The organism is Micromonospora sicca, from assembly GCF_003172935.1.
GTDB lineage: Bacteria > Actinomycetota > Actinomycetes > Mycobacteriales > Micromonosporaceae > Micromonospora > Micromonospora sicca.
Genome location: NZ_QGKS01000180.1, coordinates 22,575 through 28,574, shown reverse-complemented (window position 1 = coordinate 28,574; position 6,000 = coordinate 22,575). Strand labels below are relative to the sequence as shown.

The window sequence follows — 6,000 nt, the reverse complement described above, 5'->3', positions numbered from 1 at the left end:
GGCTCGGAGATGTGTATAAGGGACAGTCCCCCCGGTGTGCGTTCCCCGGTGTCCGCCACCAGCCCGGCCTCGGTCAGCCGGCGCACGCTCTCGCCCACGGTCGGCTTCGACAGGCCGGTCCGGTGGGCCAGGTCGGCCCGGGTCAGGCGCCGGGCCCGCATCAACTCGCGGAGCACGTGCTCGTCGGTCAGCGATCGGAGCAGCTCCAGCGAGGGCTTCGCAGCGGTCACGCCACGATTCTAGTCAGGAGTCTTGCCTAGAAGGGGGGCGCGCCCTACCGTAACCAAGGAAGGACCCCTGACTAGAAGGAGTCGAGCCGTGACCGCCTCACCCGTGCTGGCAACCGCCCCACTTCCCCCGCTCCCGCACTGGGAGGAGACGCCGACCGACCTGCCGGGGGCCATCCAACAGATCAAGGCGGCGCTGCGCGCCCGCATCGCCGCGTCGGGCCGTACGGTCGAGGAGGTGTTCGCCGTCGTCGAGCGGCGGATCCGGGCCGAGGTCGACGAGATCACCGACGCCCGGGCGCGGGGCGAGACGATCTGGCCGGTCATCGACTACGCCGAGATCGAGGCCGGCACCGTCCCGAAGCACGCGCTGGCGAAGCTGCGCCGCCGCGGCTGTCTCGTCGTCCGCGGCCACTTCGACCGGGAGCAGGCGCTCGGTTGGGACCGCGACATCGTCGAGTACGTCGAGAGCAACGCGTTCTTCGACACGTACCGCGGTCCCGGCGACGACTTCTTCGGCAGCGTCGGCTCCAAGCCCGAGATCTATCCGATCTACTGGTCCCCGGCCCAGATGCAGGCCCGGCAGAGCGACCGGATGGCACGGGTGCAGGCCTTCCTCAACAGCCAGTGGAAGCACGAGTCCGAGGGCGGGCAGTGGTTCGACCCGAACCGCGACTCGCTCTACCCCGACCGCATCCGCCGCCGGCCCCCCGGCGCGAACTCCACCGGCCTGGGCACCCACCTCGACCCCGGCACCCTCGACCTGTGGATGACCGGGGCCTACCAGCAGACGTTCCGTCACCTCTTCGACGGCACCGTCGAGCAGTACGACTCCTGGGACGCCGCCCACCGCACCGTCGGACCGCAGTACCCCGGCACCACGATGTGTTCGGCCTTCCGCACCTTCCAGGGCTGGACCGCCCTGTCGGACATGGACCACGACCAGGGGGTGCTGCACACCGTCCCGATCCCCGGTGCCATGGCCTATCTCATGCTCCGCCCGCTGCTCGCCGACGTGCCCGAGGACGACATGTGCGGCGTCACCGTCAACCAGGTCTTCCCCGCCAACGAGACCTGGCACCCCCTGCTCATGCGAGCCCTCGCCGGCATCCCCGACGTCAAGGCGGGTGACTCCGTCTGGTGGCACTGCGACATGATCCACAGCGTCGCGCCCGTCACCGACCAGCAGGGCTGGGGCAACGTCATGTACATCCCCGCCGCCCCCTGGTGCCCCCGCAACGAGCGGTACGCGGCCGACGTCCGGGAAGCCTTCCGCACCGGGTCCAGCCCCGGCGACTTCCCGGAGGAGCACTACGAGCGCAGCTGGTCCAACCGCTTCCCGCCCGAGGACCTCAACACGACCGGGCGCCGCGGTCTCGGCCTCGACTGACAGTGAGGACGAGCGGGGTCACCCGGCCCGGTGGTCAGGACACCGGGCAGGAGCACCTGCCGCCGGCGCAACCGTCCGTGGCAGCGGGCAGCAGGAACTGGCGGCGCAGGCGGTCAGGTCGTCGCAGCCGGCGTCGATCGCCGACTGCAGCGTGGTGGCGATGACGGGTCGGGCCCACTCAAGGGGTGCCTCGCTGGCTGACACGGGCGGCCAGCGCGTCGAGGACGTCGACATGCACGGCCGGGACCGCGACATCCAGGACGACCTGCCCGGGCGGCTGCGTGGTGACGTCGAAGGTGAAGAAGGAGCAGCAGCGGCTCTCGCGCTCCGTGAGGTCCCGCACGGCCGTCTCCAACTCGGCCGGCCCGGCCAGCGTCAGGCGCAGCCGCGTGTCGCCGAGCCGCTCGGCCCGCCGCACGGTGGCGAACAATTCGTCGAACTCGGCCAGCCGCAGCGGCCGTTGCGCGGTCGGCAGGGTGCACGCCTCGGGCACCCAGCCCTGGTCGAGCCTCACCTCGGTGGTCATGCGCCCACGGTAAACCCGTACCTGGGTACCGAATGCAAGTCGGTGAGGTTGCCGGCGCACGTGGTCCGGGGGACTTGCGCCGGCACGCCTGGTGACGTCCGGTCGTGACCGGCGCGGGCCGGTCACGACCGGACGAAGCCGGCTGCCGCTACGCGGCGGCGGCGGCCGGCACCCAGAGGCCGTCGACGGTGCGCTCCGCCGCCGCGAGGCTCTCCTCGGCCAGCGGGATCAGCCCGGCCATGGCCGGATTCACCTGGGCGAGGGTCAGCTCGGCCGTGATGAAGCGGGGCTCGAGTCCGGTCATCGCCAGGCCGTGCGGGAGCCAGGGCTCGGCGTGGTCCCAGCCCGCGCGCGGGGTGCCCGCGCCGTAGCCGCCGCCCCGGGTGGCCAGCACGATGAACTCACGTCCGTCGAGCAGGCCGGCCTGGGTCTCCGGGTGGTACGACAGGCCGGGCGCGATGAGGTGGTCCACCCATGCCTTGACGCTGCTGGGCGCGGCGAAGTTGTAGAGCGGGAGCCCGAGCAGGACCGTGTCGGCCTGCTTCACCTCGTCGACCAGCTGCTCGGTCAACGCCCAGGATGCCCGCTGGGCCGGGGTGTGGTGCTCCGCCGGCACCATCCGGGCCAGGCCGCCGGCCTCGTCGAGGTGCGGCAGCGGCTCGCGGCCCAGGTCGCGGTAGGTGACCGTGCCGCCGGGGTGGGCGGCCCGCCAGGCGTCGGCGGCCCGGGCGGTGAGCCGGCGGCTCACCGAGCGGTCCCCCTGGATGCTCGAGTCGATGTGCAACAGGTGCGGCATTGGCTTGCCCTTCCGTAATCGTTGGTGATGCGCGAACCATTTGTATCACGCAGACTCCTGGGTTGGTCGGTAGACTGGGTCACATGCCCGCCGCGCCGGTCGACCAGCCAGAGCACCGCCTGGCGCCGCTGCTCGACCACCTCGCGCGGCGGATGCGGCTGCGGGCCGAGACGGTGCTGGCGCCGCTGGGCCTGCGGCCACGTCACCTCGTCGCGCTGACCGTGCTGCGCGCGCAGGGGGGCAGCAGCCAGCAGGCCCTCGCGGGGACCCTCGCCATGGACGGCACGAACATCGTCGGGCTGCTCAACGAGCTGGAGGCGGAGCGGCTGATCGAGCGGCGACGCTCGCCGGAGGATCGGCGGCGCCACGTCGTGGAGCTCACCGACGCCGGCGCCCGACGGCTCCGCGAGGCGGAGTGCGCCCTCGCCGCGGTGGAGGGGGAGGTGCTCGGCGCCCTCGACCCGGGGCAGCGCGAGACGCTCTACGAGCTGCTCCAGCAGGCCGCCACCGCCACCCCCGCCAGCTGCGCCGAGGCGTTGCGGGATGCGCCGGGAGGCGCGCAGACCTGCTGAGGCCGGTTAGCGTCCCCGGTCCGCCGCGCGGAGCCGGCCGACGAGGTCGCGGACCGCCGCGGCGAACCGTTCGTCGGATTCGCACGGCCAGTGGCCGCGGATGGGCGGCGGGACGCTGTCGCTCGGGGGCACCACCACGTCCTCCGGGTCCCTGAGCCGGCGGTCCACCCGCTCGCTCGGGTCGGCCCCCGGCGGCGGGTCGCCGGGCCGGTGGGCGGCGAACACCCAGCCGCCGATCTGGTCGGTGTCCCGCCACAGGTTCACCCATCGCCAGTCGATCCGGGCGCCCATCTCGCGCAGCACGTCCCGGCCGAGGTACGCCGGGAAGAGCCGGGTGTACAGGCGGTCCAGCGGGGACCCGTAGGTGAGCAGTGCGACCCGGCGGCGCACCGGGGCCGGCAGTTGCAGTACGGCCGCGGCGAGCAGGACCGAGCCGTGGCTGTGGCCGGTGAGCAGGACGCCGTCGTGCTGGCCGGCCAGGTAGCAGATCCGCTTGGCCAGCTCGGGCACGGCCCGCTCGGCGTAGCAGGGCGGCGCGAACGGGTGGGCCGCCCGGGGCCAGAAGGTGCCGAGGTCCCATACCACGCCCACGTACCGGCGGAACTCGGCCGTCCGGTAGGCGAACAGGCCGCCGACCACCAGCCCGGCGATGATCCCGGCGATGAGGTAGCTGCCGAAGGTGAGCCCGAAGTTCACGAATTCCGCCGGCACGCCGAGGAACCGCTCCACCAACGGGCCGGGCTGGTGTTCGAACAGGCCCAGCACGCTCGCGGCCAGACCGACTGCGGCCAGGCCGGCGAACACCATGGCCAGCGGCCCGAGCCGCTCGGTGAACCGGGCCCGGGCGATGGTCCTCGCCACCCGGTCCAGGCGGTCGGCCGCCTCCGGCGGAGCGTCCGGGAAGTCCCGGGCGACGATCGCCGCGGCGGCCCGTCGCCGGCCCGGCCGGGTGAGCAGGGTGATCGCGCCGCCCGCCGCCACCGCGGCGATCGACGCCAGGAAGAACGTGAAGATCGCCCACTTGTACGCCAGGGGCGGGGGCACCAGGTCGCCGGCGCTCCCCGTGATCGCCCGGCGGTTGAGAAAGTACGCCGTCCGGTAGACCAGCTCGGCGGAGAGCGCACTGGCCAGGCCCACCGCGACGGTCGCGATGACCGGCGCGCCGAGGCCGCGCAGCAGCGCCTGCCGGGGATCCCGGCCGCGACGTCGCCACAGCGTCAGCACGGCCAGCGCGAAGAGCAACGTCATCTGCGCGACGAACGCCCAGGCGACGATCCGGCTGTACCCGGGCAGTCCGGTGGAGTGCGGCCAGGAGGTTCCGTCCAGCGCGACGACCCCGAGGGTCGGCACGGTCAGGGCGCAGGCGACGACGCGCGCGGTGGCGGCCAGCCGATCCGTCGGGCCGGTCGACGCCCGTTCCACCGACGCGCCGGCGCAGAGCAGCGCCAGGCACGCCGCGAGCACCGCGCCGGCGACCGCGGCCAGCACGATCACCACGGGCGACGGCCCGCCGGCCCCCCGCGCGGCGAGGAGGGTGAGGTTCAGCACCGCGAACGCCGCGGCGACGTGGATCGCCCGCAACCGACCCACCATCGGCATGGCGTCCCACTGGCCGACCGCGCTGAGCCGGTCGCCCTCGGGGTCACCGCCCGGCGTGCGGAAGGCTTCGTACGGGCGGCCGGGCCGGACGCTGAGCATCCACAGCAGCCCGAGGGCGGCGACCGGCAGCACGACGAGCACCACCAGGCGGAGCCCGACCGGGCGACCGCCCAGCCAGGACAGCCAGGCCCGCCCCTCCAGGCAGCGGGGCGAGCCCATGCACTTCCAGGCGATGAGGTCGAGGGCGACGCCGACCGCGGAGAGCACGTACACCAGGGTGAGGTTGAGCGCGATCAGCCGGCAGAGCACCTTGACGCCCGAGCCGGAGCCCCGGTCCGCCGGGCGCATCCAGATCGCCACGTTGCTGAGCATGAACGGCAGCAGGAAGACCAGGGACAGCGTCCGCGCGGCCGTGCCCGACGGCAGGTCGCTCCACCGGTACGCCTCGAGCACCACCCCGCCGGGACCGGTGGAGTCGGGGTAGTCCGGCCGGGGCCGGAAGAAGCCACCGCTGCGGTCCCCGGCCACCTGGTGGACGTGCGGCCGGTCGAGCACCTGCTCGGCTCCGGCGCCCGAGACGCCGTGCACCCGCAGCTCCACGACCTCGCCCGGGACGTATTGGCGTCCGGGCGGCGGTGACTCCTCCGACATCGGCCCGCGACCCCCGCTGCGCGCGGCCAGCAGCTCGTGACGGGTCGCGGACCGACGACGAGCTCCGCCGCCACCCGGCTGGCCGGGCTGACTACCCGCCCGACGGCCCGCCAACCGCGCTCCGGCCGCGCCGTCCCCGGCGGTTGCCGCGCCGGGTCGTGCGGCCGTGGTCACAGGTCCTGGCATTTCGAGACGACCGGTCATAGCGTTACGACGTCAAGCGCGGGCCGGCCGGCCCG

Annotated in this window: 6 protein-coding genes; 2 read left to right on the top strand and 4 right to left on the bottom strand. The window is 73.8% G+C overall.

Annotated features, from left to right (window positions below; all coding sequences use genetic code 11):
- On the bottom strand, nt 1-230 hold a 230-nt coding region (locus DKT69_RS10355), incomplete at its 3' end, for a winged helix-turn-helix domain-containing protein (RefSeq protein WP_146231023.1).
- A gap of 88 nt (nt 231-318) precedes the next feature.
- Between DKT69_RS10355 and DKT69_RS10350 the strand changes: the two genes are divergently transcribed.
- Nucleotides 319-1,617: a DUF1479 domain-containing protein gene (locus DKT69_RS10350; RefSeq protein WP_236647529.1), complete on the top strand. Its 1,299-nt coding sequence runs from the start codon at nt 319-321 to the stop codon at nt 1,615-1,617.
- A 178-nt stretch (nt 1,618-1,795) separates the two neighbouring features.
- On the opposite strand, the gene DKT69_RS10340 is transcribed toward DKT69_RS10350, so the two are convergent.
- Nucleotides 1,796-2,143 carry a hypothetical protein gene (locus DKT69_RS10340; RefSeq protein ID WP_109801347.1) on the bottom strand — a complete coding sequence of 116 codons (348 nt, stop codon included), beginning with the start codon at nt 2,141-2,143 and terminating at the stop codon, nt 1,796-1,798.
- A gap of 148 nt (nt 2,144-2,291) precedes the next feature.
- Entirely contained in the window at nt 2,292-2,939 is a 648-nt protein-coding gene (locus DKT69_RS10335) for an FMN-dependent NADH-azoreductase (RefSeq protein WP_109801346.1), read from the bottom strand.
- A gap of 83 nt (nt 2,940-3,022) precedes the next feature.
- On the opposite strand from DKT69_RS10335, the gene DKT69_RS10330 reads away from it, so the two are divergent.
- Complete coding sequence (locus DKT69_RS10330; protein WP_109801345.1) at nt 3,023-3,511, top strand: MarR family winged helix-turn-helix transcriptional regulator; 489 nt, start codon at nt 3,023-3,025, stop codon at nt 3,509-3,511.
- Nucleotides 3,512-3,517: 6 nt separating this feature from the next.
- On the opposite strand, the gene DKT69_RS10325 is transcribed toward DKT69_RS10330, so the two are convergent.
- Nucleotides 3,518-5,761 carry a hypothetical protein gene (locus DKT69_RS10325; protein WP_109801344.1) on the bottom strand — a complete coding sequence of 748 codons (2,244 nt, stop codon included), beginning with the start codon at nt 5,759-5,761 and terminating at the stop codon, nt 3,518-3,520.
- Nucleotides 5,762-6,000 lie beyond the last annotated feature (239 nt).

Coding starts and splice junctions, on each gene's coding strand:
- DKT69_RS10330 (WP_109801345.1), top strand. CDS start 3,023: ATGCCCGCCGCGCCGGTCGACCAGCCAGAGCACCGCCTGGCGCCGCTG.
- DKT69_RS10335 (WP_109801346.1), bottom strand. CDS start 2,939: ATGCCGCACCTGTTGCACATCGACTCGAGCATCCAGGGGGACCGCTCG.
- DKT69_RS10340 (WP_109801347.1), bottom strand. CDS start 2,143: ATGACCACCGAGGTGAGGCTCGACCAGGGCTGGGTGCCCGAGGCGTGC.
- DKT69_RS10325 (WP_109801344.1), bottom strand. CDS start 5,761: ATGTCGGAGGAGTCACCGCCGCCCGGACGCCAATACGTCCCGGGCGAG.